General features: G+C 62.8%; 27 protein-coding genes and 1 tRNA gene. 8 read left to right on the forward strand and 20 right to left on the reverse strand.

The genetic code is table 11. From position 1 onward, the window contains the following. Positions 1-16: 16 nt before the first annotated feature. The 3 genes from AACZ65_RS15020 to dapF form a co-directional block, all read right to left on the reverse strand. On the reverse strand, positions 17-1195 hold the full coding sequence (locus AACZ65_RS15020) for an aminotransferase class I/II-fold pyridoxal phosphate-dependent enzyme (RefSeq protein ID WP_339672278.1): 1179 nt from the start codon (positions 1193-1195) through the stop codon (positions 17-19). A gap of 193 nt (positions 1196-1388) precedes the next feature. Next, positions 1389-2648, reverse strand: coding sequence for a tRNA (N(6)-L-threonylcarbamoyladenosine(37)-C(2))-methylthiotransferase MtaB (gene mtaB / locus AACZ65_RS15025; protein WP_339672186.1), 1260 nt, complete (start codon positions 2646-2648; stop codon positions 1389-1391). Next, positions 2645-3478, reverse strand: a complete 834-nt coding sequence (gene dapF, locus AACZ65_RS15030; RefSeq protein ID WP_339672188.1) for a diaminopimelate epimerase — start codon at positions 3476-3478, stop codon at positions 2645-2647. Before dapF ends, mtaB begins: the two co-directional genes overlap by 4 nt. Before the next feature lie 108 nt (positions 3479-3586). Between dapF and AACZ65_RS15035 the strand changes: the two genes are divergently transcribed. After that, positions 3587-3662: transfer RNA gene (locus tag AACZ65_RS15035), tRNA-Lys, on the forward strand. Between the two features lie 177 nt (positions 3663-3839). Here the strand turns inward: AACZ65_RS15035 and AACZ65_RS15040 are convergent. After that, the gene (locus AACZ65_RS15040; protein ID WP_037273562.1) at positions 3840-4367 is read right to left on the reverse strand and encodes a hypothetical protein; all 528 of its coding nucleotides are present in this window, start codon (positions 4365-4367) and stop codon (positions 3840-3842) included. Positions 4368-4638: 271 nt separating this feature from the next. On the opposite strand from AACZ65_RS15040, the gene AACZ65_RS15045 reads away from it, so the two are divergent. Further along, the gene (locus tag AACZ65_RS15045; RefSeq protein WP_339672191.1) at positions 4639-5235 is read left to right on the forward strand and encodes an exopolysaccharide biosynthesis protein; all 597 of its coding nucleotides are present in this window, start codon (positions 4639-4641) and stop codon (positions 5233-5235) included. A gap of 81 nt (positions 5236-5316) precedes the next feature. Here the strand turns inward: AACZ65_RS15045 and AACZ65_RS15050 are convergent, their stop codons facing one another. The 4 genes from AACZ65_RS15050 to AACZ65_RS15065 form a co-directional block, all read right to left on the reverse strand. Further along, positions 5317-5457, reverse strand: a complete 141-nt coding sequence (locus AACZ65_RS15050; RefSeq protein ID WP_008283225.1) for an entericidin A/B family lipoprotein — start codon at positions 5455-5457, stop codon at positions 5317-5319. A gap of 83 nt (positions 5458-5540) precedes the next feature. Beyond that, entirely contained in the window at positions 5541-7298 is a 1758-nt protein-coding gene (locus tag AACZ65_RS15055) for a histidine kinase dimerization/phosphoacceptor domain -containing protein (protein ID WP_339672193.1), read from the reverse strand. Beyond that, the gene (locus tag AACZ65_RS15060; RefSeq protein WP_052115337.1) at positions 7295-7858 is read right to left on the reverse strand and encodes an RNA polymerase sigma factor; all 564 of its coding nucleotides are present in this window, start codon (positions 7856-7858) and stop codon (positions 7295-7297) included. The genes AACZ65_RS15055 and AACZ65_RS15060 overlap by 4 nt, the downstream gene beginning before the upstream one ends. After that, the gene (locus AACZ65_RS15065) at positions 7858-8028 is read right to left on the reverse strand and encodes a NepR family anti-sigma factor (RefSeq protein ID WP_339672196.1); all 171 of its coding nucleotides are present in this window, start codon (positions 8026-8028) and stop codon (positions 7858-7860) included. Before AACZ65_RS15065 ends, AACZ65_RS15060 begins: the two co-directional genes overlap by 1 nt. Positions 8029-8140: 112 nt before the next feature. On the opposite strand from AACZ65_RS15065, the gene AACZ65_RS15070 reads away from it, so the two are divergent. Beyond that, entirely contained in the window at positions 8141-8959 is an 819-nt protein-coding gene (locus AACZ65_RS15070) for a response regulator (protein WP_339672198.1), read from the forward strand. A 53-nt stretch (positions 8960-9012) separates the two neighbouring features. Here the strand turns inward: AACZ65_RS15070 and AACZ65_RS15075 are convergent, their stop codons facing one another. Next, positions 9013-9183, reverse strand: a complete 171-nt coding sequence (locus AACZ65_RS15075) for a DUF1328 domain-containing protein (RefSeq protein ID WP_009817562.1) — start codon at positions 9181-9183, stop codon at positions 9013-9015. 171 nt (positions 9184-9354) lie between these two features. Here AACZ65_RS15075 and AACZ65_RS15080 point away from each other — a divergent pair, with 171 nt between their 5' ends. Continuing rightward, the gene (locus AACZ65_RS15080; protein WP_037273548.1) at positions 9355-9684 is read left to right on the forward strand and encodes a DUF883 family protein; all 330 of its coding nucleotides are present in this window, start codon (positions 9355-9357) and stop codon (positions 9682-9684) included. A 3-nt stretch (positions 9685-9687) separates the two neighbouring features. Then, positions 9688-10029: a phage holin family protein gene (locus tag AACZ65_RS15085; protein WP_339672205.1), complete on the forward strand. Its 342-nt coding sequence runs from the start codon at positions 9688-9690 to the stop codon at positions 10027-10029. Positions 10030-10053: 24 nt separating this feature from the next. On the opposite strand, the gene AACZ65_RS15090 is transcribed toward AACZ65_RS15085, so the two are convergent. After that, positions 10054-10449 carry a hypothetical protein gene (locus AACZ65_RS15090; RefSeq protein WP_339672207.1) on the reverse strand — a complete coding sequence of 132 codons (396 nt, stop codon included), beginning with the start codon at positions 10447-10449 and terminating at the stop codon, positions 10054-10056. 82 nt (positions 10450-10531) lie between these two features. Here AACZ65_RS15090 and AACZ65_RS15095 point away from each other — a divergent pair, with 82 nt between their 5' ends. Continuing rightward, entirely contained in the window at positions 10532-11263 is a 732-nt protein-coding gene (locus AACZ65_RS15095) for a Crp/Fnr family transcriptional regulator (RefSeq protein WP_339672209.1), read from the forward strand. 64 nt (positions 11264-11327) lie between these two features. Then, complete coding sequence (locus tag AACZ65_RS15100; RefSeq protein ID WP_037273539.1) at positions 11328-12383, forward strand: AI-2E family transporter; 1056 nt, start codon at positions 11328-11330, stop codon at positions 12381-12383. Here the strand turns inward: AACZ65_RS15100 and AACZ65_RS15105 are convergent. Both AACZ65_RS15105 and AACZ65_RS15110 read right to left on the reverse strand, forming a co-directional pair. Next, complete coding sequence (locus tag AACZ65_RS15105) at positions 12380-13957, reverse strand: phospholipase D-like domain-containing protein (protein WP_339672211.1); 1578 nt, start codon at positions 13955-13957, stop codon at positions 12380-12382. The genes AACZ65_RS15100 and AACZ65_RS15105 overlap by 4 nt on opposite strands. 270 nt (positions 13958-14227) lie before the next feature. Further along, positions 14228-14413, reverse strand: a complete 186-nt coding sequence (locus AACZ65_RS15110) for a PLDc N-terminal domain-containing protein (protein WP_037273534.1) — start codon at positions 14411-14413, stop codon at positions 14228-14230. Positions 14414-14641: 228 nt separating this feature from the next. Between AACZ65_RS15110 and AACZ65_RS15115 the strand changes: the two genes are divergently transcribed. Beyond that, on the forward strand, positions 14642-15148 hold the full coding sequence (locus AACZ65_RS15115; protein ID WP_339672214.1) for a PRC-barrel domain-containing protein: 507 nt from the start codon (positions 14642-14644) through the stop codon (positions 15146-15148). A 175-nt stretch (positions 15149-15323) separates the two neighbouring features. Here the strand turns inward: AACZ65_RS15115 and AACZ65_RS15120 are convergent, their stop codons facing one another. The 8 genes from AACZ65_RS15120 to AACZ65_RS15155 all read right to left on the reverse strand — a co-directional run bounded on the left by AACZ65_RS15120 (position 15324) and on the right by AACZ65_RS15155 (position 24534). Next, positions 15324-15968: a pseudouridine synthase gene (locus AACZ65_RS15120; protein ID WP_339672216.1), complete on the reverse strand. Its 645-nt coding sequence runs from the start codon at positions 15966-15968 to the stop codon at positions 15324-15326. 98 nt (positions 15969-16066) lie between these two features. Beyond that, on the reverse strand, positions 16067-18514 hold the full coding sequence (locus AACZ65_RS15125) for an FAD-dependent oxidoreductase (protein ID WP_339672217.1): 2448 nt from the start codon (positions 18512-18514) through the stop codon (positions 16067-16069). A gap of 30 nt (positions 18515-18544) precedes the next feature. Next, complete coding sequence (locus AACZ65_RS15130) at positions 18545-19441, reverse strand: homocysteine S-methyltransferase family protein (RefSeq protein ID WP_339672219.1); 897 nt, start codon at positions 19439-19441, stop codon at positions 18545-18547. Beyond that, positions 19438-20508 (reverse strand): zinc-binding dehydrogenase, encoded by a 1071-nt coding sequence (locus tag AACZ65_RS15135; RefSeq protein ID WP_339672221.1) that lies wholly within the window; start codon positions 20506-20508, stop codon positions 19438-19440. The genes AACZ65_RS15130 and AACZ65_RS15135 overlap by 4 nt, the downstream gene beginning before the upstream one ends. Further along, positions 20505-22949, reverse strand: a complete 2445-nt coding sequence (locus AACZ65_RS15140) for an FAD-dependent oxidoreductase (RefSeq protein WP_339672223.1) — start codon at positions 22947-22949, stop codon at positions 20505-20507. The genes AACZ65_RS15135 and AACZ65_RS15140 overlap by 4 nt, the downstream gene beginning before the upstream one ends. A gap of 11 nt (positions 22950-22960) precedes the next feature. Continuing rightward, positions 22961-23332 (reverse strand): GFA family protein, encoded by a 372-nt coding sequence (locus AACZ65_RS15145; RefSeq protein WP_339672225.1) that lies wholly within the window; start codon positions 23330-23332, stop codon positions 22961-22963. Further along, complete coding sequence (locus tag AACZ65_RS15150; protein ID WP_339672227.1) at positions 23332-23952, reverse strand: LysE family translocator; 621 nt, start codon at positions 23950-23952, stop codon at positions 23332-23334. The genes AACZ65_RS15145 and AACZ65_RS15150 overlap by 1 nt, the downstream gene beginning before the upstream one ends. A 9-nt stretch (positions 23953-23961) precedes the next feature. Further along, positions 23962-24534: an XRE family transcriptional regulator gene (locus tag AACZ65_RS15155; RefSeq protein WP_339672229.1), complete on the reverse strand. Its 573-nt coding sequence runs from the start codon at positions 24532-24534 to the stop codon at positions 23962-23964. Between the last annotated feature and the right edge of the window lie 299 nt (positions 24535-24833).

The following is a 24833-nucleotide window of genomic DNA, read 5'->3' on the forward strand; positions in this document are numbered from 1 at the left end:
CGTCCCTCGTCCTCAGTCATCCATAGAGACAGGCACGCAGCCGTCTCAAACCATCTGCCATCTCATCCTTGGGGGCCACCATCGCGACCCGAACATAGCCTTGACCGGGGTTAACCCCCCCCGCCTCCTGGCTCAGATAGGCCCCCGGCAGCACCCGCACGCCGGTTTCCTGCCAGAGCCGCAGCGTCGCCGCCTCGCCATCCTCAACCGGCAGCCAAAGGAAGAATCCAGCCTCCGGGCTGCGATAGCCGGGCAGATTACCCAGAATCTCATCGGCAATCGCGTATTTCTCGCCATAGAGACGGCGATTTTCGATCACATGCGCCTCATCCGCCCAGAGCCGTGCCGCCGCATGCTGCAACGGCATCGGCAAGGGCGATCCGGCATAATTGCGCAACTGCTTCATCTGCGCGATGTTCTTGGGGCCAGAGGCGACAAAGCCAGAGCGCAGCCCCGGCAGGTTCGACCGCTTCGACAGGCTGTGAAAGGCCACGATCCGCTCTGGGTCCGCACCCATCTCCTGCGCGACCTCCAGAATACCCACCGGGGGCGTGTCACGGTAGATCTCGGCATAACATTCATCGGCGAAAATGCGGAAATCATACCGCTCCGCCAGCCGGATCAGATCGGCCCAATACTCCCGGCTTGCCACCGTGCCTTGCGGATTGGCGGGCGAGCAGAGATAGGCCACCGTGACCCGGTTCAAAACCTCTTCGGGCAGCGCCGCGAAATCCGGCAAATGCCCGGTCTCATGGGTGGCGTTCAGGAAAACCGGTTCCGCCCCCACGCTCAGCGCCGCCACCATATAGACCTGATAAAACGGGTTTGGCGCCAGCACGACCGGGCGCTTGCCGCCCTTCAGTTCCGGGCTGAGCGCCATCATCGCGTTATAGAGACCCTCGCGCGTGCCATTCAGCGCCATGATCCGGCTCGCCGGATCAAGCGTCACGCCATAGCGCCGCCCCACCCAGTCGCTCGCCGCCTGCAACAGCGCGGGCATGCCCTCGTTGATCGGATAGGACCCGAACCCATCGGCATTTTCCGCAATGACATCAACGATCCAGCGCGGAAACGCGTGCTTGGGTTCGCCAATCGTCATATGCACGACCTCGCCCCCCGGCGCATGGGCGTCGAGCAAGCTCCGCAGGCGCGGAAACGCATAGGCCGGTAGGTTCGCAAACCGCTCGGGAAACATCTGATACTGCCTCAAGGTTCGGGATCATTCGCGTCCCGTTTCCCTGAATCTACCCAAGCCCTGCCCTCAGGTCCAGCAAAACCAAGGGCCTAGCCCCCGAATTGTGGCATTTTTGGCAAGGCCCCCGGCTTTCATCGTTCTGCAAATACTCACGGCTATCCAGCCCCGCGCGCTCTGGCCGGACCTTGCGCGCTCAGGCCGCCGTCAATTGCCCGCCCTGCCAGCCCGTGACGCGCGCCTGCACGATCTGTCCCTCGGGACGGTCGCTCTCGAAAACCACCTCGGTGAATTGCTCGGTACGGCCCATGCGCGGGGCCTCCATCAGCACCGCGTGGGCGCGCCCCTGCTGTTCGGCCAGATGGGCGGCAACGCGCGCCTCACCCGCCGCGCGCAACCGCGCGGCCCGCGCCTTGATCTCCGGGCCTTTGACCTGCGGCATCCGGGCGGCTGGCGTGCCGGGGCGCGGGGAATAGGGAAACACATGCAGCCACGTGAGGTGACACTCCTCAACCAGCCGCAGCGAGTTCTCGAATGCCGCCTCGGTCTCGGTCGGAAAGCCTGCGATAATATCCGCGCCAAAGGTCATCTCGGGACGCAAGCGTCGCGCCTCCTCGGCAAAGCGAATGGCGTCCTCACGCAAATGGCGCCGCTTCATCCGCTTGAGGATCAGGTCATCGCCATGTTGCAGGCTCAGATGCAGATGCGGCATCAGACGCGGCTCGGTGGCAATCGCCTGCATCAGGTTTTCATCCACCTCGATGGAATCAATCGACGAAATCCGCAGGCGCGGCAGGTCCGGCACCAGCCGCAAAATCCGCATCACCAGATCACCGAGGCGGGGCGCGGCGGGCAAATCCGCGCCCCAGCTTGTCAGGTCCACGCCGGTCAGCACGACCTCGTTATAGCCCGCCCCCACCAGCCGCTTGATCTGCTCGACCACGACACCGGCGGGCACAGAGCGCGAATTGCCCCGGCCAAACGGGATGATGCAAAAGGTGCAGCGATGATCGCAGCCGTTCTGAACCTGCACATAGGCGCGACTGCGGCTGCCGAACCCGTCGATCAGATGCCCGGCCGTTTCGCGCACCGACATGATGTCATCGACCAGGACCCGCTCGGTCTCGCCGATGAAATCCCCGGCCAGCCGTGCCCATGTATCCGCCGCCATCTTCTCGGTGTTGCCGATGACCGCATCCACTTCCGCCATCGCGGCAAAGGTCTCGGGCTCTGTCTGTGCGGCGCAGCCGGTCACGATCAACCGCGCGCCCGGATTCTCGCGCCGCAAGCGCCGGATTTCCTGTCGCGCCTTGCGCACCGCCTCGGATGTCACCGCGCAGGTGTTGACGATAACCGCGTTGCCCAGGCCCGCTTGGCCCGCCAATTCCTTCATCGCCTCGGTTTCATAGGCGTTGAGCCGACAGCCGAGCGTGGTAAATTTCGGCGCTTCGGTCATCGGTGGACCGCCAGAAACGCAGGCGTGAACACGCCGCTTGCCACATGCGCCGTCTCTCCGGTCATCCAGACGCCATCTTCGCGCCAGTCGACATGGATCGTGCCCCCATCGAGATCAATCCGCACCGCACGGCCCGTAAGGCCACGCCGCGCCGCCGCCACCGCCGTCGCACAGGACGACGAGCCAGAGGCCAGCGTCACGCCAACCCCCCGCTCCCAGACGCGCATGCGAATGTGATCCGTGCCAATGACCGTGGCCACCTGCACATTGGTCCGCTCAGGGTAGAGCGGGTGATGCTCATAGCGCGGCCCGAATTGCTCCAGCGGCACCGCCTCGGCATCGGCGACGAAAAAGGTGCAATGCGGATTGCCCATGCCGGTGGCCACCGGCCCGCCCTCGATCGGCAGTTCCAGCGTATCCATCGCCTCGGCCAGCGGAATCTCGGACCAGTCAAGCTGCGGCTGCCCCATGTTGACCGAGGTCAGCCCCGCCCCGGCATCCACCGCCACCAGCGCGCCCCGCGCCGTGCTCAGATCGAGCCGCGTCTTGCCGGTTTCCGCCATCAGATGCCGCGCGATACAGCGCGTGGCATTGCCACAGGCGGCCGAGGTCGAGCCATCGGCATTGTAGAACGTCAGATGCGCATCACCCATGTCCTGCGTGATCACTGCCAGCTGATCGAATCCGATTCCCCGATGCCGATCGGCGATGGCCATGATCAACGCAGGTGTCAGCCCCAGATCGCGCGCGCGCCCATCCAGAACGACAAAATCGTTTCCCAGCCCATGCATCTTGAAAAAGGGCAATCCGGTATGGTCCACTTGGCTCATGCTCGCGCATATAAACCGGCCCGAGAGACGAATCCAGCAGATCGCAGAATTATCTTGCACTTTCGGGGTTGACCCCCCGCCCCGCTCTTTCTAGATAGCGCGTCTAGTGGGCCGTTAGCTCAGTTGGTAGAGCAACTGACTTTTAATCAGTGGGTCGCAGGTTCGAATCCTGCACGGCTCACCACTACTCAGAAAATGGGTTCAAGAAACCCGATGCCATGGGCTGTGCACGGCGCGTGCAACAGCGCCGAAATGGTCAAGAGCGGCGACTGATATGCCGCCGCCCTTTTTGCTTTTGGCCTACCGGCTCAGACCGAGGCGCAGGCCTGCGCCACGACCCTTATTGCCGGTATAGACCGGATCAATCGTCCAGACGCTCGACCACGGTTGTTGCATAGGCATCGACCAGCGCCGCATAGAAATCATCCTGCGACGGCTCGATCGTGACCCAGCCTTCGGGGGCCGGGGCATCACCGGTGACAGCCGTCATTTGCAACGCATAGCTGCCGATCTGTTTGTCGGGGTTCTCCAGACTATCGGCATTGACGGCAACGGCATCGTTGAGCCCTTCAAAGGTCGAAACCGTCCCCTCCAGCTGGTTGAACTCGCCGGTATCCGGCAGGATTGTATCGCCATCAATCGCCACCTTGTTGATCTCAACCGCGATTCTTGGCGCGTCGGCGGCATCGTCCAGCGTCACTTTCGACGCAATTGCCGTGGCAAGGTCCGCCTCTAGGGTCGGCCAGTATTTCAGGACATTGTTGTCCGCGTAGGCGCTGAGATCAACCTTGACATCAAGGCCCGAGAGGGTCTTGTCCATGGCCAGTACTGGGCCAACGCTGGCCAAGGTCATCCCGGTGAAAAGTGCTGTCGTGAGAAGCCGTTTCATTGCAAAGTCTCCTTCTATGGGTCGTATCAAACCCGCTATGCATCAGGTGCCGCGGGCCGGTGACACGCACGCCCTTGTGGCGTGATGTGGTCAAAGAACGCGCGCCCTTTGGTATGGTTCCCAAAAACCTGAATACTCCGCCAGGACCTGCGCCGCGCGAACTCACCCCAACGCCGGAACCACATGGCCATTACGGCGTTATTCTACCGGGCAACGACGACGGGTCAGATACGGGCCCGATACGGGCCAGAGCAGGAGCACCGCGCCAAACATGCCAAAGAACGCAGCACCAGATCATGAAACAGCGGCCGATCTGGTCGAGCAGGGGTGGGATGCCCTGACCGGGGATTACACCAGCGTGGGGGATATCGTGGATACGCTCGGACGGGCCAATTTCGCCCCCCTGCTGATCCTGCCTGCCTTGGCGCTGGTTTCGCCGCTCAGTGGGGTGCCCGGCTTTACCACCCTGTGCGGGCTCATCATCGCGGCGGTGTCTTTGCAGCAGATGGTCCACCGCTCATCGCTCTGGCTGCCACACTGGGGCCGCGCCGCCCGCCTGCGCACAAGCCGGGTGCGAGAGGTCTATCGCTGGTTCCGCATCCCCGCGCGTTGGCTTGACCGGGTCACGCGCCGGCGTCTGCACATTCTGGTGACAGAACCGCTGGTGATCCTGCCACAGCTTTTCTGCCTGATCCTCGGCGCGGTGATGCCTTTTCTCGAACTGATCCCCTTCACCTCTTCGATCTTGGGCGTGGTGATTACCGCCCTCGCCGTCGGCATGTTTGTCGGCGACGGTCTCTTGGTCTTGCTCGGGATGCTCTTGGCCATCGGGGCTGCGACCGGCGTCGCAACGCTCGTGATTTCTTGACCGTGCCCCCCCCTGAATGCAACTGAGGCGCCCATCCACCAGATGCGCGCCTCATATGTCTCACAGGGTCGGATCAAACGGTTAGCTCTGAACATCCTGCGATGCACCCGTCACCGCCTGTCCGGCATCCTCGATATCGCGACCGGCACCCTCGACCGTCTCGCAGCCTGCCAGAACGCCCATGAAGAGCAGCGAAATGAGGGAAAGTTTTGCACGTGTCATTGCGATCTCCGTTTGATTTCTTGTGCTAAGACAACGCAGAACACCCTATTAGGTTCCGTCTGCCACGCATATTTCCGGCAAACTCAGGCGTCGTCCTCGTCCTGCGTGGGCCATGTCATCGGAAAGACAACATGCAGCTCATACCGGTCCGGTTGCGGGGAAATCTCAAGCGTGCCGTTCAACTGAGCCACAAAGGATTCGATCAGCTTCGATCCCAGCCCCGACCCATCAATCGGCGTGACCTCAGCCTCCTGCGCAGTGTGCCCATCTGGCGCACGCGAGTTTACGACGCTCAGGCAAAAACTGTCCTCCGAGACCGATTTCAACGCAATGTTGATCCAGGCATCGGTGCCACGCGACATGCCGCAATATTTCACGGCGTTGATCGCGGCTTCTGTCGTCAAGAGGGACAGGGGCACCGATTGATCCGGACTGATTTCCACAGGCTCCATCGCGGTTGTCACCGCGATCTGCCGCCCCCTGTCGTCCAAGGTTCCGACGATAACCAATTGCTGAATGATATCCTCAAGCAGCGTGTCGGCCCGCACCAGCGACAGCTTGCGCGCCAGATAAAGGTATCGGTGAATCGCCGACAGCGCCATCACCCGATCCTGCACCCGCCGCAAGAGATGCTTGGCCTCAAGACTGCCCGTCGCGCGAATCTGCATGTTGAGCATGCTTGAAATCAGCTGAAGATTGTTTTTGACCCGGTGATGCACCTCGCGCAACAGCACGGTCTTTTCGTTCAGGTCTTCCTCCAGCCGCCGCTCCTGCTCTGACAGCCGCCGCGTCATCGCCCGAAATGCCTCGGCCACCACCTCCAACTCTTCGGGCGCATTGTCGAGCCGGGCCTTGTCCAGGCCACCGCGTCCCGCCGCATATAGCCGCATCCAGGATCGCAGACGGCGCACATGCCGGATCACCAGATGATTGACCCCAATATAGGCCACGATGATCGTGATCACCCACATCGCCAGCGGCAGATAGAGCGCAAAGGTGCCCTCATATCCCGGCAGCCATCCGCTCTTGTGTCGCGGCTCCCAACTGCCCAGCGCCAGCACCCGGTCACCCACAATCGGCACCACCGCAAAATCGCGGGTAATACCATCCTGATTCACGTCGCGAAACGTCTGCCGCCCGCTGTCGGCCAGGTCCTCTAGCCCATGTGAGGCAGGCAAAACCGAGCGCCGAAAATCCGAAAATTCCGCAGTGGCGACAATCTCGCCCTCGGATTGAAACAGCACCAGATCGACATCGGGTACCACCGTCGACAGCTGGTCATTCAAGGCACTGATCGGCACCGCGATCCAGACCGTTCCACGAAATTGCCCCGCCGCGAATACCGGCACCGCAACACTGACCGTGGCAATCCCCCCGATGAATTCCAGTGGATGCATCAGAATTTCGGTCCGCCGCCCCGTAAGCTCGGAACGGATGGACGCCAGATTGCTCAGATCTTGCCGCCCGCCATTCGACGCACAGACCAGCGAGAGCGTGTCATCGACAAACCCCGCAAAACTATAGATCGGGCTCTCTTCCACAACCCGCGCCATCACCGCATCGCAGGTCTCCTCCTCGGTATCAAAGACCGACACCGTGATCGCCAGAGTCTCGGCCGTGCTCAGCGCGGATTGGATGATGTCGCGGCTCTCCGACACCGCCTGCTGGGTCTGCTCCAAGAGCGCGGTTTCCGACAGGGCCTGCCGTTCTTCCAGAACCTTGTAGGTCTGATAGACCGACACAAACCCAAGCGGCAGAATGGCAAGGCTCAGCCCAATACCCAATTGCAGCGCCAGATTAGGCGTCCAGAGCCCGCTCAGCGCGGCCAGTCGCGACCTCATGCAACAGAGGTTCCGGTTACGACGGCCATCGTCGCGGAATCGGTCAGTTCCAACTCGTCCTCATCATCCAGATGCATCAACTCCGCCAACCGCTTGCGCGCGCGATTGGTTCGGCTCTTGATCGTGCCCACCGCACAGCCGCACATTTCGGCGGCCTCCTCATAGGAAAACCCTTCGGCCCCCACCAGGATCAAAACCTCGCGTTGCTCGTCCGTCAATTGCGCAAAGGCCGCGTGGAAATCCGTCATCGCCAGATGCCCGTCATGCGCGGGCTTCTCCGACAATTGACCAGCCATCTTGCCATCGGGGTCTTCAACCTCGCGGCGACGCTTGCGATATAGGGAATAATAGGTGTTGCGTAGAATGGTGAACAGCCACGCGCGCAGATTGGTGCCGGGCTTGAACTTGTCAAAATTTCCCCACGCCTTGACCACCGCGTCCTGCACCAGATCATCCGCCGTCGCGGAATTGCGCGTCAGGTTCAGGGCAAAGGCGCGCATTGCAGGCAAATGCCCGATCAATTCGTCGCGCGGGTCCATTCGGGGCGTCTGATCATCCATCACGAGTCGTCACCAGACGGCTTTTGCTTCTCGTCCGTTTGCTCGCGCAACTGCTCCAGCAGCTTGATAAAGCGGTCCGGTACGGGCTCCTTGGCCGTGTCCGCATAGGCACGCCGGAGATTCTCGTCGATCGTTTGAGTCAATTTCTTGGTCCTGCGATTCTTTTCCATTTCGCCTATTCATCTGCCATGAAGAGAACGGCACTTTTCTGCACCCGGTCGGGAACATAACACGCAGCTCGGCGTTTGGTTCCCTCAAAGGATGCATTTTTTGAGGACAGACATGACGGACACAACGCCCCAGCCGGATCTGAGCACTCAGATCGCTGAACACCTCCCCTATCTGCGGCGCTATGCACGCGCCCTGACCGGCAATCAGCAGACAGGCGATCACTACGCGCTCGCCACGCTCGAGGCCTTGCTTGAGGATCGCACTGTCTTCAATAGCGGCCTCGCGCCAAAACCTGCGCTCTTCCACGCCTTTCATCAGATATGGATGTCCTCCGGCGCTCCCATTGCCGAGGCTGACGGTGCCTCTTCCCCCGAGGCGCGCGCGCAATGGCGGCTGTCCACCCTCACCCCGAACACCCGCGAGGCGCTGTTGCTGCACAGCATCGAAGGGTTTCGCGTGTCCGAAATCGCCCAGATCATCGGCGGCACGGCGGAGGAGGTCAGCACGCTCTTGACCATCGCGCGCACCGAAATGACCAACGCGATCAGCGGACGGATCATGATCATCGAGGATGAGGCGATCATCGCCATGGATATTCGCGCCATTGTCGAAGATATGGGCCATGATGTTACCGGCATCGCCCGCACCCGCGATGAGGCCGTGAAACTCGCCCGTCGCGACCCGCCCGACATGATCCTCGCCGACATTCAGCTGGCCGACAGATCATCCGGCATCGACGCGGTCAATCACATCCTCAAGGAACTGGGGGAACGGCCCATCGTGTTCATCACCGCCTTCCCCGAGCGCCTGTTGACCGGCGAACGGCCGGAACCGGCCTTTCTGATCACCAAACCCTATAGCGAGGAACAGGTGCAATCCGCCGTGAGCCAAGCCATGTTCTTTGCCAGCACCGAAACACTTCAGGGCTGATCTGACCAGAAGAAGACCCCGCGCGATGGGCGCGGGGTCCTATGCCGTCTCACTCACGGCGCGCGGCCACGCAAGGCGCGTGCGATCATCGCCACGACAAACAACACAAGAAAGATCACGAACAGGATCTGCGCAATCCCCGCCGAGGCCGAGGCAACGCCGCCAAACCCCAAAACACCGGCGATCAGCGCGACCACCAAAAAGACAAGTGCCCAATAAAGCATCGGAATCTCCTTTCAAAGCAACAAGGTTTCGATTGCTAACCCAACGGGCACAGCCCTGTTTGGTTCCCGCAGCACCGTCTTTTCCCTCAAAAACGCTTTTTTCCAGAATGCCCGGAACATCGCGCGCCCGCCTGCGTTGAGCATTATGAAACAACATGAAAGGACGCCCCAATGGCACAGGCAAAATCCGCCGACACATCGCCGCAAGACGAAATGGATCACCTCTCCCAGCAGATTTCGACACTGCGAGAGGATATTTCGGCCATTTCGAAAACCCTCGCAGGCCTTGGCGGGACTACCCGCGATGCGGCGGTGGATGGCGCACGCCGCAAGGTGTCACAGCTGCGCGACGCCAGCTCCGAACAGCTGCACGCCGCACAGCACCGCGCCGAGGACATGGGCCAACAGGCGGCCGATGCCGTGCGCAACCAGCCCGCGGCCGCAGTTGGCCTTGCGGTGGGGGTGGGCTTTTTGCTCGGGTTCCTGACAGGCCGGAAATAACCGATGAGCGGCCTTGTCTCTGACATCCGCCGTCGGGCGCGCCATGCGGCGCGTGCGGCGGCCTTTACCGTGGCAGGTGTAATATTTGGTATGGCGGGCTTGGCCTTTCTGACCGTGGCGCTCTGGATTCTGATCGCCACATATCAGAGCGCGCTTATCGCCCATGCCGTGATTGGGGGGCTCTATTTGCTCCTTGGCATGTGCTTCCTGGCCTTTGGCAGTCACTCAACCGACGCAGAGACCGCCCCGCCGCACCCCGCTGCCAGAGAACCGCTGCTGCAGGTCGCCGAGGCCTTTGCCGTCGGCTTGCAGGCCGGTCGCGCCGCACGCGCGCCACGCCCCTAAGACCCTTTACCAGACCTCAGCGCGTCACGCACCCTTGACCAAGGGGGGCAACACACCGCGCACCATGTCATCGGTAAAGGGACGCACAAGCATGGCCCAGCCTTGCTTGGCAACTTTGATCTCGTCGTCTTCGCCCATGGTCAGCACGATCCGTGCACCCCGCCGGGCGAGCGCGCGGTCAAGCGCCGCCTCCACCACCTGATCATAACGCATTTCAAGAAACGCCGCCGAAATACGCGTCTCTCCGTCGAGCACGCGAATCAACTCATCCGGGTGCGGCACATTGAGAACACGACAGGGGCCCACCGCCTGAAGTGCGCCACAAAGATCCTCTGCAATCAATATGTTGCTGTCCAAGACGATATAGACCGGCGGCTCCGGCGGCGTCGTCTCATCATAGGGCATAAGGGGCTCTTTCATCGTATCAGGTCCAAACATCCCTCATTCTGGAACATAATCCGACCTTCTGCATTAAACTATGACATCTCGACGGAGTTTTCGCATGGTTACAGATTGTCAGAATTGCCCGCTGCGCAGCCGCGCCATCTTTGCGCCAATGACGGACACTGAGGTGGCCTTCATGCAGGGTTTCAAAACCGGCGAGCTTGAGGTTGAAGGCGGCTCCACCCTGATGATGGAGGCCTCCAACAGCCCGCAGCTCTACACCGCCCTCAGCGGCATGGGCCTTCGCTACAAGACCCTGCTCTCGGGCGAACGACAGGTCATCAACTTCGTGATGCCCGGCGATTTCATCGGGTTACAAGCGGGGGTGATGCAGGAAATGCAACATTCCGTCGAGGCGACAACAGATATGAAACTCTGCGTCTTTGACCGCAAACGCCTTTGGGCCTTGTTTCGCGACCATCCCGACCGCGCCTATGACCTGACCTGGATTGCCGCCGTCGAAGAGCACCTTCTGGGCGAGAGCCTCGCGATCCTCGGGCATATGAGCGGGATCGAGCGCATCGCGCGCGCCTTTATGCGTCTCTTCGATCGCGGCGCGGCGATTGGCCTGACCCGTGGCGCGGACATGCCCCTGCCCTACCGGCAACAGGATCTCGCCGACGCACTTGGCCTCTCGGTGGTGCATGTCAACAAGATGCTCAAACGCCTGCGCGAACAGGGGGCGGCCACATGGCAGAACGGTCGTCTGACGGTCCATGACCGTGACCGTCTTTGCGCTATTGCGCAACTTGACCGCGACCGCACGCCAATGACCCGCCCGCTGATCTAAAACCGTCACAGGGTCAATTTCCTGCGCCACGGAACCAATCGCGCGCTCATGCGTTCTCATCGTCATGCACAGATTATCCGTCAACGATGATCCGACTCTTCGCATGGCGGTGATCGTGATCGCACTCATCCTCAGCTTTGCCGCCCTCAAGATCGGCGCTGATATCTTCGCACCGATGACCTTGGCCATCGTCACCGGGGTCATGCTCGCCCCTGTCACGGATGTCTTCGAACGGATCGGCTTTTCCCCAGGTCTCGCCGCCTCGACCGTGTTGATCCTCGGGGTCTCGGCCATTGGCATCCTGGCCATCCTGGCCGAACCCGTGATCTGGCAGATCGCCGAAGAACTGCCGCGCATCCAATACGAACTCCGCTCGATCATCGCAGAATTCAGCAACCTCATTCGCGGCCTGCAAGAAATCAACCGAGAGGTCGAGGCCGCACTTGGGGCCGCTCCAAACCCCGCAAAGGACACTGGGGAAGGCGGCAGCATACCAAGTATCACAAGTGCACTCTTCATGGCCCCTCTGGTTCTGGCGCAGGTGCTGGTCTTTTGCGGCACGCTTTTCTTCTTTTTGCTGACCCGTAAAGGCATGTATGCGTGGCTCTCGCTATGGATCGGCACCCCGGACGATACCGCCGACCTTCTCCGCCGTTTTACCAATGCCGAGCGGCTGGTGGCCCGCTATTTTCTCGCGATTTCCAGTATAAATGCCGGCCTTGGCGCGGCCTTGGGCGGGGCGCTCTTGCTGATCAACCTGCCGGGGCCTTTCGTCTGGGCCATGGTCGCGGCCTTGCTTAATTTCGTGCTCTACGTCGGGCCGATGACCGTAACTGCGGGGCTGCTTGTCGCGGGCATCGTGGCCTTTGACGACCTGATGGTTCTGGCGCCGCCTGCGATCTTTCTGGCGCTCAACATGCTTGAGGCCCAGTTCGCAACGCCCGCCCTCGTCGGACGCCACATTTCTGTAAACCCGCTCCTGATCTTCGTATCGCTGGTATTCTGGCTCTGGCTGTGGGGTCCCATTGGCGGCATCATCGCCATTCCGGTTCTGGTCATCGCCCTGGCCCTGCTCGACATCTTCGCAGTTGACGGCAAACCACACGAGAGCGGGCCTTAAACCACCTCTTCGGGCATGCCCGGCAAGGGCATGGCAATCGCCTTGGCAACATCGGAATCGTAATCCACCAGAAATCCCGCACGATGCCGGGGCGGCAACACACTATTTCCACCGACCATGTCCTGCCACGCACCAAAGGCCGTTTCGATATCCAGAAACGATGCATCCGCCTCCTTTGGCAACCAACAGCCCATGACCCTTGCCCGAAGCTCGGCCACCTGATCGCTCCGGGTCACATGCAGCCCCGCTTCGGTGTCCCATCTCATGCTGCGTCCGTTGAGATTGGCAGAAGAAACTATCGCCTCCGCCTCATCAAAGATCGAAACCTTGGAATGCACATAGATCAGCGGCGCGCCCTCCAGCGCATCGCGCGCGGCGCTGTCGCTGGCGCGTGGCTGCACCGGCGACGCGATCACCAACCGCTCAGGCCCGAACGCCGCCTTGAGATAGGCCAGCGCGCGCGCCTGCTGATGCTCGCCAAACCGCCCATCAAGGCCCGGATCACTGGAAAACGCCACCTCCTCAGGGGCTGCTGGCAAAACAAGGATCAGGCGCAGGTCCGGGCATTGCCGGGCCCGCCGCGCCAGCGCCCGCGCCAGCGGCACATACCGAAAATACTGCGTTTCCAGATAAATCAGCCGCTCCGCCTTGGCGATCGCCGCGATATGCGCGCGCTCTATCTCGCGCAGCACCGTATGCGGTGACAACCGCATCGGCGCGCTCAACCGGCGGCGCGACAGCGTGCGCAAGAATCCCGGCACAGAGGGCGGCGGCGCGGATTTACGCGCAACCGCCGCCAGAAACCCCTCCAGATGTGCCTGTGCTGCCTCGGCAACCGGGCCCGTCGCAAGAACCTGCACATCATGCCAGGTCTGGTTCGGCTCTTGGCGATGGCGCTTGGTATCATACCGCCGCTCATTAAGATCGAGACCGCCGATATAAACCAGACGGCGGTCGAACACCGCCAGCTTCTGATGATGCGTCGCCGGGTGCAGGTCCATCAACCGCAGCGGAAAACAGAGCTGATCCCGCGCATCCACACGGCAAAGGCTGCGCAAGCGCGGCGTCTCGACCCGGAACCGCTCGCGTTCCGGTTTGGTCATGTGGCACCAGCGGTCCACCATCTCGCGGAGTTTCATCCGCACCAGCGGATAGAACAGCACGCGCGGCAATAGCCCGCTCTTGGCCTCATGCAGCGCCACGGTAAAGTCGAGCCGCGCCTCTGGCTGCGCCATTTCCCGTACCGCCGCGATCTGACGCAGGGTTTGCCATGCCAACCGGTGCAGATGCACCGCCGCGATCGGATCGAAATCGGAGACCAGCAGACGGATCGACACCCCGCGATCAAGCGTGTGAACGAAAAGATCAAACCACGTGGCACCGATTGCGCGCGCCTCGGCAGAGCGCAATCGCGTCCGCAGGTCAAACACCCGGAAACAGGCCGAAATCTCGGTCTGCGCCTGCAGAAAGGCGCGCTCCAAAGCCGGATACGCCTCTTCCGCGGTAATCAGAACCTTGAGGTCTGTGATCGCATCTGCCGCTGTATCACCCTGCGCGGGCCTGCTCTGGGTCATGGTCCTGCCGATCAGAGGTTGAATCCAAGGCCGGTCTCCCGGACGATCTGTCGTAAATGCCCCCGCCGGGACAGGCGGGGGCACGCACCCCAGGGACACGGGCCGGGTGCGGCAGAGCTTGGCTTGCATCTGGGGGATGACAGTCAGGCTCCGGACGGTCAGCGCATCACGTTGACCATGGTCTTGTAACGCGCCTTCCCCCGTTCGGTTCCCTGAAAAAGCACGACGGCCCAAAGACGAGATGCCCTCGGCCTTGGCATAAAGACGGCATTACACCCGGCCAGAGCGCGGCCCGAACAAGAGCCACAGAATAAAGCCCAAAAGCGGCAGCAACAGGACCAGCACCACCCAAAGCACCTTCTTGCCCGTGGTCGCCCCCGACCCCACAACCGAAATGATAGCCCAAATATCGAGGATCAACAGAATGATCCCGCCAATGCCAGTAATCTCAAGCATGTTCCAAACTCCAATCTTGCAGGGCGCGCCACATCTGGACCCCGCAGAGGCCAGCCCGCAGCAGGCGGGGGCACGTCCCCGGAAAACGCGCGACAGCCGTCAAAGTTCCTTCAGGTTCACAAGTATATTTTGACCATTCTTTGAAACCTTGCGCGCCTCTGACGGTTGGATTGACAGAGGGCCGCCTCTCTGCGGCCTCTCATCAATGCAGGACAAAGGAGCTCATCCATGAAACGCATTCTCGCAACCACCGCAATCGTCGCACTCAGCGCAATGCCGGTTCTGGCGCAGTCGGACACCACCGATCAGACCGCCCCAAGCGCGACCGAGTCCTCTGACATGACGACCGGCCAGTCGGGGACCAAGGCGAACCCAGAGGCCAATGCTGGATCCACGGCGGACACAACCAGCACTGCCGACGCCGCAACCATGCCGGAACTGTCCGGCGACGAGCGCGCGGCCCTCACCGCCGAGGATCTTCAAGGCGTGGCACTCTATGACAGCGCAGACGAGCATGTCGGCGAAATCTCGGACATTGTCGTGACCGATGATGGTCAGGTCGAGCATGTGATCGTCGATGTTGGCGGCTTTCTCGGGCTGGGCGAAAAGCCGGTCGCCGTAGACTTTGACGACATCACCCTCAGCCATGACGCGGACAGCGTGACGTCGTCCATCCAAGCCACGACCAGCCTCACGGTCGAGGACTTCGAGACCATGAAAGAATGGCAAGGCTAACCCCCTCGCAACATCCTCTCTTGATCGGGCCGGGCATCTTTGCCCGGCCCTTTTTCTTGACGCGGAGGCCTTCATAAACCGTGTTCACGCGAAACCCAAACGGGGCCGATTCATCGACGGGCGGCGCATCTGGCCACCGCATTGGAGCTATGTCACACCGTGACCCACATCGGCCTCAGAACGGCGCCGCCGCCCGAAACTTGACCCCGGCACCGCCGTCCGGATGGCGCAGCCGCAATTCCTCGGAATGCAGCATCAGGCGCGGAAAATCCCGCGCCGCCCCGCTCGCATAGAGCGGATCGCCCAAAATCACATGGCCCAGCGCCAGCATATGCACCCGCAGCTGATGGCTCCGCCCGGTCTTGGGGCTCAGCCGCACCCGGCTCTCCTCGTCCCCCGCGCGCAGCACCCGCCATTCGGTCAAGGCCGCGCGCCCGGTCTCGTGACAGACCTTTTGCAACGGGCGTTTGGGCCAATCCACGATGAGCGGCAGATCGACCACGCCGGTTTCCGGCTCCATCCGCCCCCAGACCCGCGCCACATAGGTCTTGCGCGTCTGCCGCTTCTCGAATTGCAGCCCCAGATGCCGCTGCGCATGGGGCGTCAGCGCAAAGATCATCACGCCGGAGGTGTCGCGATCCAGCCGATGCACCAAGAGCGCGGTGGGAAACACATCGCGCACCCGCGCCATCAGGCAATCGGCCAGATGCTCGCCCTTGCCCGGCACACTCAATAGGCCCGCAGGCTTGTTCACCACGACGATCTCGTGATCGTCATGCAGCACCTCAAGCGGATCGGTCGGCGGATCATAGTCACTCATGGCCGCGCCTTACACGACCCGCCCCGCCATGACCACTCCCACATTCATCTGGCCCAAAATACCTCGGGGGGTGTGGGGGGCTGGCCCCCCACTCCGCCTCATGCCTTCACACGCTCGGATCTGGGATCATACATCGGCCTGAGCGACGCCTCCGCCTTCACCCTGACCCCGGCCACATCGACCTCATAGCCCGAGGCCAGAACCTGCTCGGCACTCTCGCCCGCGCAGGGCACATAGCCGAGGCCCATCGCCCCTCCCAGATGATGCCCATAGGCGCCCGAACTCAGATAGCCCACGATCTCGCCGTCCCTCAGCAAGGGCTCGTTGTGATAGAGCATCGGCTCGGGGTCCGTCAGGCGAAACTGCACCAACCGCCGCTCCAACCCCGCCTCGCGCTTGGCCAGAACGGCCTCGCGCCCGATGAAATCGGCCTTGCCCGTGGCCACGGCAAAGCCAAGCCCCGCCTCCAACACGTGATCCTCGCAGGTGATGTCATGGCCGAAATGCCGGAACGCCTTTTCGATGCGACAACTGTCCATCGCGTGCATCCCGCAGAGTTTCAGCCCGTGGTCCGCCCCCGCCGCATGCAGCACCTCGAACACATGGCCGCACATATCGGCACTCACATAGATCTCCCATCCCAACTCGCCCACATAGGACACGCGATGCACCCGCGCGACGCCCATGCCGATCTCGATCTGCCGGGCCTGCCCAAAGGGATGCGCAGCGTTCGAGAAATCATCGGGCGAGACCGCGCGCATGAGGTCGCGCGCCTTCGGCCCCATCACGGCCAGCACGCCCTCGCCCGCCGTCACATCGGTGATCACGACCGCGCGCTCCCCCACATGCCGCCGCAGCCAGGTTTCATCCGCCAGCCGCGTCGCCGCCGGTGTCACCACCAGATAGGCGCTCTCGCTCAGCCGCGTCACCGTCACATCGGCCTCGATACCGCCCTTGGCATTCAGGAACTGCGTATAGACGATCCGTCCCGGCGCCACCGACATATCCGCCCCGCAGACATGGTTCAAAAACGCCTCGGCGTCGCGGCCCTCGACCCGCAGCTTGCCGAAACTCGACATATCGTACATGCCCACGGCCCCGCGAATGGCCCGCACCTCCGCCGCCGTGTTCTCAAACCAGTTCTGCCGCTTCCAGCTATAGCGATACTCCCGCTCCTGCCCGGCCTCTGCATACCAATTGGCCCGCTCCCAGCCCGCCAGTTCGCCCATGACAGCACCTTGGGCCAAGAGCTGCGCATGAAACGGCGTGCGCCGCACACCGCGCGCCGTGGCCTTTTGCCGATACGGATAATGATCGGCATAAAGCAGGCCCAGCGTCTCGGTGGACCGCTCGAACAAATAGCGCTTGTTGCCCTGAAAGGGCTGCATCCGCGCCACATCCACATCACCCAGATCAAATGGCCGCTCTCCCGCATCCATCCAGAGCGACAGCGCATGGCCCGCCCCCCCGGCCGACTGGATGCCGATGGAATTGAACCCGGCGGCAACCCAGACATTGTCCATCTCGGGGCAGAGCCCCAGATGATAGGCATCATCGGGGGTAAAACTTTCCGGACCGTTAAAGAAGGTGTGAATTCCCGCCTCGGCCAGCATCGGCATCCGGTTCACCGCCGCCTCCAGGATCGGTTCGAAATGGTCGAAATCCTCGGGCAGCTGGTCAAATTCGAAACTCTCGGGGATGCCATTCATCCCCCAGGGCTTTGACACCGGCTCGAATGCGCCCAGCATGATCTTGCCGGCATCTTCCTTGTAATAGGCGCATTCATCGGGCACCCGCAGGACCGGCAATTGCGTCAATCCCGCAATCGGCTCGGACACGATATAGAAATGCTCACAGGCATGCAGCGGCACATTGGTGCCCGCCATCCGGCCCACCTCATGCCCCCACATGCCCGCGCAATTGACGATCATCTCACAGGCGATATGGCCCGCGCTGCCGTCCTCGCCCTGCCAGTCGACCCCGGTCACGCGCCGCCCGGCGCGGGCAATCCCCGTGACCTTGACCCGCTCCTGCACCCGCGCGCCGCGGTTGCGCGCGCCCTTGGCCAGCGCCAGCGCGATATTCGCGGGGTCCGCCTGCCCGTCCGTGGGCAACCAGACCCCGCCCGTAACGCCGTCAAGATTGAGATGCGGATAGCGCAGCTTGATCTCGCTCGGGCTCATCTCCTCGACCGGCACGCCAAAGGCGCGCGCCATCGCGGCATTGCGCTTGAGTTCCTCCAGCCGCTCCCCCGTCAGCGCGACCGACACCGATCCCACTTGCCGAAACCCGGTGGCAACGCCGGTCTCGGCCTCAAGCCCGGTGTAGAGCTCTGCCGAATACCGCGCGAGCCGCGTCATATTGGCCGAGGCACGCAATTGCCCGATCAGCCCGGCCGCATGCCAGGTGGTGCCCGATGTCAATTGCTTGCGCTCCAGCAGGACAACATCCTGCCAACCGAGCTTGGTCAGATGATAGGCCACGGAACAGCCCACGACGCCGCCGCCGATGATGACCACACGGGCCTGAGTTGGAAGATCGGTCATTCATAACCCCATGATATAACGATGAAAGTCTCAGACGATGTCATGCCCGGCCGCGCGCAGCCGCCGTGCCAGTTCCGCGATATGCGCAGGCCCCACTTCACAGCAACCGCCCACGATGCTGGCCCCTTGCGCGACCCAGCCCATGGCAAAATCGGCATAGGCGTCCGGGCTCAGATCGCTGCGCTGCTCCAGCGCATCCACCGTGGGCGCCGCCCCCAGAAAGCCAGCGCTGATGCAGGTAAAGCCATTGGCATAGGCCCCGAAAGGCACGCCGAACCCGCGCACGATCTCCAGCCCCGCCGCCACCGATTCAGGCCGCGTGCAGTTGATCAACACCGCCTCGGGCGCAAACTCGGCCACCAACGGGGCCAGATCGCCCAACGCCTCGCCCGAACGCAGCCGCGTTCCGTCATCATCCATCACCGTGACCCCCAGCCAGACCGGCAGGCCGCTCTGCCCCGCCGCCATCAAGCCGCCGCGCGCCTGATCGACCGAGGCCATGGTTTCCAGCAGGATCAGGTCCACCCGATCCCTGAGCAGCGCCACATTCTCGGCGTAGAGAGCGGCGGCTTCTGCGGCGGGCGGGCAGAGGTCAGGCCGATAGGACTGCACCAGAGGCCCGATCGCTCCGGCCACCCGGCCCGAGCCATGGGCATCGCGTGCCGCCACCGCTGCCGATACCGCCACATCGGTCAGCCGCGCCACCTCATCCTGCAATCCGACGCGCGTCAGCCGGTCGCGCAGCACCGCATAGGTATTGGTCGAGGCCACCGTGGCCCCCGCCGCGAAATAATCGTCATGCACCAACCGGACGATCCCGGGATGGTCAATCATCACCTGCGTCGACCAGAGCGGCGTCGCCCGGTCGCCCGAGCGTTTCACCAATTCCTGCCCGATAGAGCCATCGAGCAGCGTGATTTCGGTCATTCTTTGTCCTCCGGGGGTAAAAGCACCAATTTCCCAGCATGGGTCTTGGCCTGAAAATCCGCCTGCGCGCGGGCGATGTCGCGCAACGGGTAGGTGTCGGCAATGCGGGGGCGCACGCGCCCCGCGCGCGCCATCTCGATCAACCGGGCAAACACCTCCGGCGCCTGATAGGTGCAGCCATGCAGCGTGATGTCGCGCAGATAAATGCGCCTCAGATCAACCGTGATCATCGGTCCGGCAACGGCACCGGCCACGGCATAATGCCCGCCGGGGCGCAACGCATCAATCAGCGCGGCAACGCCCGCGCCGCCCACAAGGTCGATCACCGCGTCATAGCGATCCTGCGGCAAGGGCGCGTCGCGCGCGATCACCTCTGCCGCGCCTTCCTCGCGCAACACCGCCGCCTTGGCGGCGGCTGCAATCCCCGTCACGCGCGCGCCCATCGCCGCCGCAAGCTGCACTGCCGCAAGGCCGACATTGCCAGAGGCGCCGGTGATCAACACCTCTTGCCCCGGCCCCACACCCGCCCGGTCCAACAGGCCCAGCGCCGTGCCAAAACCGCATGGCAGAGCCGCAAGCTCGATATCCGAGAGCGGCACATCGCTCACGTCATAGAGGTCATCGGCGCGCATCAGGCAGTATTGCGCAAAGGCGCCGTCGATCTCGGACCCGAGCGCGATGAATCCGACCGGATTTTCCTCGGTCGGGCGCGGAATGTTGATCGGGCACGTGACGCGCGCGCCCAGCGCAGGCGTTTCGACCTGCGGCCCGCGCGCCACCACCTCGCCACAGAGATCACCGCCCTGAATACGCGGAAACGCCAGCGCGCCCGCCCAGCCGCCGCTCTCCACACCGTCCGCAGTCTCGCCGGTGGCCACTGTCACCTCTGCCGCATACCACCCCTCGCGGGTGTTGATGTCGGTGTTGTTGACAGCCGCCGCCCGCACCCGCACCAGCACCTCGCCGGGGCCGGGCCGTGGCACCGGAATATCCGCGCGCCACGCCAAGGCCTCAGGTCCGCCATGACGGGTGAGATGCACGCCGCACATGGTTTCAGGCAGGGTCATGCCCGCAACCGCTCATTCTCCGGATCCCAGAGGGGCGCGTCGGGCTGCACCACCGCGCGGCAGCGTTCCCCGTAAATCTCCACCTCGATTTCGGTTCCCGGCACCGCCAGATCTGCGCGCAACATGCCCAGGGCCACGCTGGCATTCACGCGATAGCCCCAGGCCCCGCTCGTGGTTTCGCCCACGATCTGCCCGTCATGCCAGAGCGTAGACATATAGGGCGCATCCGCTGCCTTGGCCTCGACGATCAGCGTGACAAAGCGTTTCTTCACGCCCCGCTGCTTCTCGGCCAAAATCGCCGCCTTGCCAGGGAAATCCTGCGGCTTGTCCAGTTTGACGAACCGGTCCAGCCCTCCCTCCAGCATCGAATAATCGGTGCTCAGATCACCTTTCCACGCGCGATAGCCCTTCTCGATGCGCAAGGAATTCAGCGCGAACATGCCAAAGGGTTTCACCCCCGCCGCCATCAACGCCTCATAGATCGCCGGGATCGCCGCATTCTCGGCATGGATTTCCCAGCCCAATTCGCCGGTAAAGCTCACCCGCGCCAGAAACGCCTTTTGCCCCGCGATGGTCGCATGCTGATGGCTCAACCACGGCAGGCTCAGATCGGCATCAGTCAGCCCCGCCAGAATCTCGCGGCTTTTCGGCCCCGCCAGGAGCAGCGCATCGCGCTCCGTCGTGGTCTCGCGCAGGCTCAGCCCCTCGGGCAGCGCCTTTCGCACCAATTCGCCGTCATGCCATTGCGCGGTGGCCGCCGTGATCAGCACGAAACTGTCCTCCTTCAGCCGGATGCAGGAAAACTCCGTCACGATCCGCCCGCGCTTGTCGGCCACATAAACAAGGTTCATCCGCCCCACCTTGGGCAATCCCCCCGTCACAAAGCCGCGCAGCCAGTCATCTGCCCCCGCCCCCTCGATCCAGAGCCGCGTGAACCCCGGCAGATCGAGCACGCCGCAGGCATCGCGCACCGCCTCGCATTCCTCGCGAATGCGCGCCTCCCACGGACCCGCGCGGTCCCAGGTCTGCGTCGCGGCCTCCGAGGTGTCGTCGCCGGGCTTGGCAAACCAGTTCGCCCGCTCCCAACCATTGTAGACGCCCATGACGCCGCCAAGCGCCTTCACCTTGTCATGCACCGGGCTCACCTTGCGATCCGGCGCCGCGGGCCATCTGTGCCACGGGAAATGCATGGCATATTCATGCCCATACACCTCCATCCCCTTGGCGATGCAATAGTCCCGGTCGGTGTAATCGGTATAGCGGCGCGGGTCACAGGCCCACATGTCCCATTCGGTCGCGCCTTCCGTCACCCATTCCGCCAGCACCTTGCCCGCGCCGCCGCCCTGCGCGATGCCAAAGGTAAAGACACAGGCCTCGAACGCATTGGGCACCCCCGGCATCGGGCCAATCAGCGGCAGACCATCGGGCGCATAGGGAATGGGGCCGTTGATGACCTTGGAAATCCCCGCCTGCCCCAGCAACGGCACCCGCGCCATCGCATCCTCGATATACCACTCCAGCCGCTCCAGATCGTCGGGGTAGAGCTGAAAGCTGAAATCCTCCGGCATCGGATCGTCAGGCTTCACCCAATGCGCCTTGCAATTGCGCTCATAGGGCCCGAGGTTCAGACCGTATTTTTCCTGCCGCAGGTAGTAAGAGCTGTCGACATCGCGCAAGAGCGGCAATTTGTGCCCCTGCTCCCGGCTCCACGCCTCCAGTTCCGGGATTTCATCGGTCAGTAGATACTGATGGCTCATCACCATCATCGGCACCGTGCGCCCACCGTAAGGCTTGAACCATTCGCCCACCCGCTGCGCGTAATACCCGGCGGCGTTCACGACATACTCACAGCGAATTTCGCCCTTCTCGGTCTCGACGATCCATTCCCCATTCTCACGCCGCACGCCCGTGGCAGGCGTGAACCGCAGGATCGTCGCGCCCATGTCCCGCGCGCCCTTGGCCAGCGCCTGCGTCACCTGTGCGGGATCAATATCGCCGTCATTGGGATCATAGAGCGCGCCTTGCAGGTCATGCGTCTCCAGAAACGGGTAACGCGCCTTGATCTCGTCCACCCCGAGGATTTCCAGATCCATCCCCTGATACTTGCCCATCCCCCGCGCGCGCTGAAACTCCTGCATGCGCTCGCGGCTATGCGCCAGACGGATCGAGCCGGTCTGGTGGTAATTCATCGGATAATCCACCTCCGCGCCAAGGCGTGCATAAAGCTCGGTGGAATAGCGCTGCATGTTCATCACCGACCAGCTGGTCGAGAAGGTCGGCACATTGCCCGCCGCATGCCATGTGCTGCCAGCGGTCAACTCGTTCTTTTCGAGCAGCAAACAATCGCTCCACCCCGCCTTGGCCAGATGATAGAGGCAGGACGCACCCACCACGCCCCCGCCGATGATCACGACCCGCGCCGTGCCCGGAAATTCCGCCATGTCCCTCTCCCTCAGTCCTTCTGCGGCACGCCGTCCGCGATGTCGTAATAATCACCCTTGTCCTTGACAAAGATGTGCTTCTCCAAGCGCAGTCCGGTCGGTGCCTCCAGCGCCCCCAGCGCGAAACTCATGGTGTCCTCCGCGTGAGCGGCCCAGAACAGGAACGAGCCGCATTTGGGGCAAAAGCCGCGCTTGGCGATGTCGCTCGCCGCGTACCAGCTCACGGGTCCCGAAATGCTCAAATCCGACCGCGCCACATAGGCCGAGGCCCAGACATGCCCCGATTGCTTGCGGCACTGCCCGCAATGGCACACGCTCGCGCCTTTCGGTGCCGCATTCACCGTAAATGTCACATCTCCACACAGACACGATCCCTTGTGCATCATCCTCTCCCCGGTGTTGCGGCGCTGCCCAGAGCCACGCCATAGATCACGAAACAGGCGGCCATCCCCCGCCGCAGCCAGACATTGAACACAGCCCCCAGCGCAGCCCGGCCAAGCCCCGCCCCAAGCGCGGTGTAGCCCACATAGCTCAGCGTCGTCAGGCTCAGCGCCGTGGGGAATATCACCCACATCTGCGCGCCAATCGGCACGTCGGGCTGCACGAATTGCGAAAACGCCGCCAGATAGCCCGCCACACTCTTGGGGTTGATCGTGGCAATCGCCAGCGCCCGCCAATAGACCGAGCCTTTCGGGGCCTCCCCCGCCTCAACAGGTCGCCGCGCCAGGATCCAACCGCGCACCCCGAGGTAAATCAGGAACCCCGCCCCGATCAGCTTGGCCACCTGAAACGCCAGTGGCGAGGCCGCGATCAGCGCCGTGATCCCCGCTGCCGACAGGCTCAGGAACAGCGTCGCTTGCGTCAGGATCGCCAACACCCCCCAGAGGCTGCGCCGAAACCCGATGGTCATACCGTTGGTGATGCAATTGACCGCATTTGGCCCCGGCGTGGTGACAAACACCACCCAGAAGAGCGCAAAGACGGTCCAGGCGTGATAGCTCATGGCGCGCCCTCAATACACCGGCGGGGCGATCACCCAGATCGCCACGCAAGGGATGTCATAGGGATTGGCCCAGCCATAGGGCTCGCCGCGAAACCGGAAACTGTCACCGGGACCGACAGTAAATTTCCGCTCCCCAATACTCAGGTCCAGCCGCCCGGACAGGATATAGCCCACCTCCTGCGTCGGGCGCTGCGCCGGGCGCTGCATCTTGGACCGGGGGCGGAATGTCGAATGGATCACCTCGAAATCATCTGTCAGGTCCGGCGAGAGCAACTCCTCGATCAACCCTTCCTCGCCCGATCCCATCGGCCGCCGTGCGCCCGCGCGCACCACATAGCCCTGTTCCTCGGCGGGCGCGCTCGCATGGCCAAAGAGCAATGACATCGGCACACCCAACACCTCGGCCACTTGCCGCAGATCGCTGATCGACGGTTCCGACAGATCGCGCTCGACCTGAGACAGCCACCCGACCGACCGCCCCAGCATTTCGGCCAGTGCTGCCAGCGTCAGCCCGCGCGCCTTGCGCAGGGCGCGCAGGTCCGCACCAAGGCTGCGCATCCCGTCGATCTGACTCTGCTGCATGGAAGGTCTCGTGAAAATTTCCGCTCGATTTTCACGCTGCTCCGATTCCGTGAAAAAATCAAATGAAATTTCATGAATGCATCGGCTTTCCTTAAGCCGCGCGGTCGCCGACCCGCGGGGTGGCGATCCGACGCATGTGAGGGGCAGTTTATCTCGGCAAAGCCTGCCCTACGTCCGTGGGTGCCAAAACCTCAGCCAATCGCCGCCCCGGGGGGCGGGTCGGCGATCGCGCGGCGGCCTTCGGCCTTGTTCCGCGCGAAGAAAACCGCCGACCTTACAAAATCCCCTTACAAACCTTA

Origin of the sequence: uncultured Roseovarius sp. (genome assembly GCF_963972555.1) — a bacterium.
GTDB classification, from domain to species: Bacteria; Pseudomonadota; Alphaproteobacteria; order Rhodobacterales; family Rhodobacteraceae; genus Roseovarius; species Roseovarius mucosus.

Excerpts from the sequence above, each read along its gene's own strand:
- AACZ65_RS15020 (WP_339672278.1), bottom strand. The coding sequence starts at position 1,195 with ATGTTTCCCGAGCGGTTTGCGAACCTACCGGCCTATGCGTTTCCGCGC.
- mtaB (WP_339672186.1), bottom strand. The coding sequence starts at position 2,648 with ATGACCGAAGCGCCGAAATTTACCACGCTCGGCTGTCGGCTCAACGCC.
- dapF (WP_339672188.1), bottom strand. The coding sequence starts at position 3,478 with ATGAGCCAAGTGGACCATACCGGATTGCCCTTTTTCAAGATGCATGGG.
- AACZ65_RS15040 (WP_037273562.1), bottom strand. The coding sequence starts at position 4,367 with ATGAAACGGCTTCTCACGACAGCACTTTTCACCGGGATGACCTTGGCC.
- AACZ65_RS15045 (WP_339672191.1), top strand. The coding sequence starts at position 4,639 with ATGCCAAAGAACGCAGCACCAGATCATGAAACAGCGGCCGATCTGGTC.
- AACZ65_RS15050 (WP_008283225.1), bottom strand. The coding sequence starts at position 5,457 with ATGACACGTGCAAAACTTTCCCTCATTTCGCTGCTCTTCATGGGCGTT.
- AACZ65_RS15055 (WP_339672193.1), bottom strand. The coding sequence starts at position 7,298 with ATGAGGTCGCGACTGGCCGCGCTGAGCGGGCTCTGGACGCCTAATCTG.
- AACZ65_RS15060 (WP_052115337.1), bottom strand. The coding sequence starts at position 7,858 with ATGGATGATCAGACGCCCCGAATGGACCCGCGCGACGAATTGATCGGG.
- AACZ65_RS15065 (WP_339672196.1), bottom strand. The coding sequence starts at position 8,028 with ATGGAAAAGAATCGCAGGACCAAGAAATTGACTCAAACGATCGACGAG.
- AACZ65_RS15070 (WP_339672198.1), top strand. The coding sequence starts at position 8,141 with ATGACGGACACAACGCCCCAGCCGGATCTGAGCACTCAGATCGCTGAA.
- AACZ65_RS15075 (WP_009817562.1), bottom strand. The coding sequence starts at position 9,183 with ATGCTTTATTGGGCACTTGTCTTTTTGGTGGTCGCGCTGATCGCCGGT.
- AACZ65_RS15080 (WP_037273548.1), top strand. The coding sequence starts at position 9,355 with ATGGCACAGGCAAAATCCGCCGACACATCGCCGCAAGACGAAATGGAT.
- AACZ65_RS15085 (WP_339672205.1), top strand. The coding sequence starts at position 9,688 with ATGAGCGGCCTTGTCTCTGACATCCGCCGTCGGGCGCGCCATGCGGCG.
- AACZ65_RS15090 (WP_339672207.1), bottom strand. The coding sequence starts at position 10,449 with ATGAAAGAGCCCCTTATGCCCTATGATGAGACGACGCCGCCGGAGCCG.
- AACZ65_RS15095 (WP_339672209.1), top strand. The coding sequence starts at position 10,532 with ATGGTTACAGATTGTCAGAATTGCCCGCTGCGCAGCCGCGCCATCTTT.
- AACZ65_RS15100 (WP_037273539.1), top strand. The coding sequence starts at position 11,328 with ATGCACAGATTATCCGTCAACGATGATCCGACTCTTCGCATGGCGGTG.
- AACZ65_RS15105 (WP_339672211.1), bottom strand. The coding sequence starts at position 13,957 with ATGACCCAGAGCAGGCCCGCGCAGGGTGATACAGCGGCAGATGCGATC.
- AACZ65_RS15110 (WP_037273534.1), bottom strand. The coding sequence starts at position 14,413 with ATGCTTGAGATTACTGGCATTGGCGGGATCATTCTGTTGATCCTCGAT.
- AACZ65_RS15115 (WP_339672214.1), top strand. The coding sequence starts at position 14,642 with ATGAAACGCATTCTCGCAACCACCGCAATCGTCGCACTCAGCGCAATG.
- AACZ65_RS15120 (WP_339672216.1), bottom strand. The coding sequence starts at position 15,968 with ATGAGTGACTATGATCCGCCGACCGATCCGCTTGAGGTGCTGCATGAC.
- AACZ65_RS15125 (WP_339672217.1), bottom strand. The coding sequence starts at position 18,514 with ATGACCGATCTTCCAACTCAGGCCCGTGTGGTCATCATCGGCGGCGGC.
- AACZ65_RS15130 (WP_339672219.1), bottom strand. The coding sequence starts at position 19,441 with ATGACCGAAATCACGCTGCTCGATGGCTCTATCGGGCAGGAATTGGTG.
- AACZ65_RS15135 (WP_339672221.1), bottom strand. The coding sequence starts at position 20,508 with ATGACCCTGCCTGAAACCATGTGCGGCGTGCATCTCACCCGTCATGGC.
- AACZ65_RS15140 (WP_339672223.1), bottom strand. The coding sequence starts at position 22,949 with ATGGCGGAATTTCCGGGCACGGCGCGGGTCGTGATCATCGGCGGGGGC.
- AACZ65_RS15145 (WP_339672225.1), bottom strand. The coding sequence starts at position 23,332 with ATGCACAAGGGATCGTGTCTGTGTGGAGATGTGACATTTACGGTGAAT.
- AACZ65_RS15150 (WP_339672227.1), bottom strand. The coding sequence starts at position 23,952 with ATGAGCTATCACGCCTGGACCGTCTTTGCGCTCTTCTGGGTGGTGTTT.
- AACZ65_RS15155 (WP_339672229.1), bottom strand. The coding sequence starts at position 24,534 with ATGCAGCAGAGTCAGATCGACGGGATGCGCAGCCTTGGTGCGGACCTG.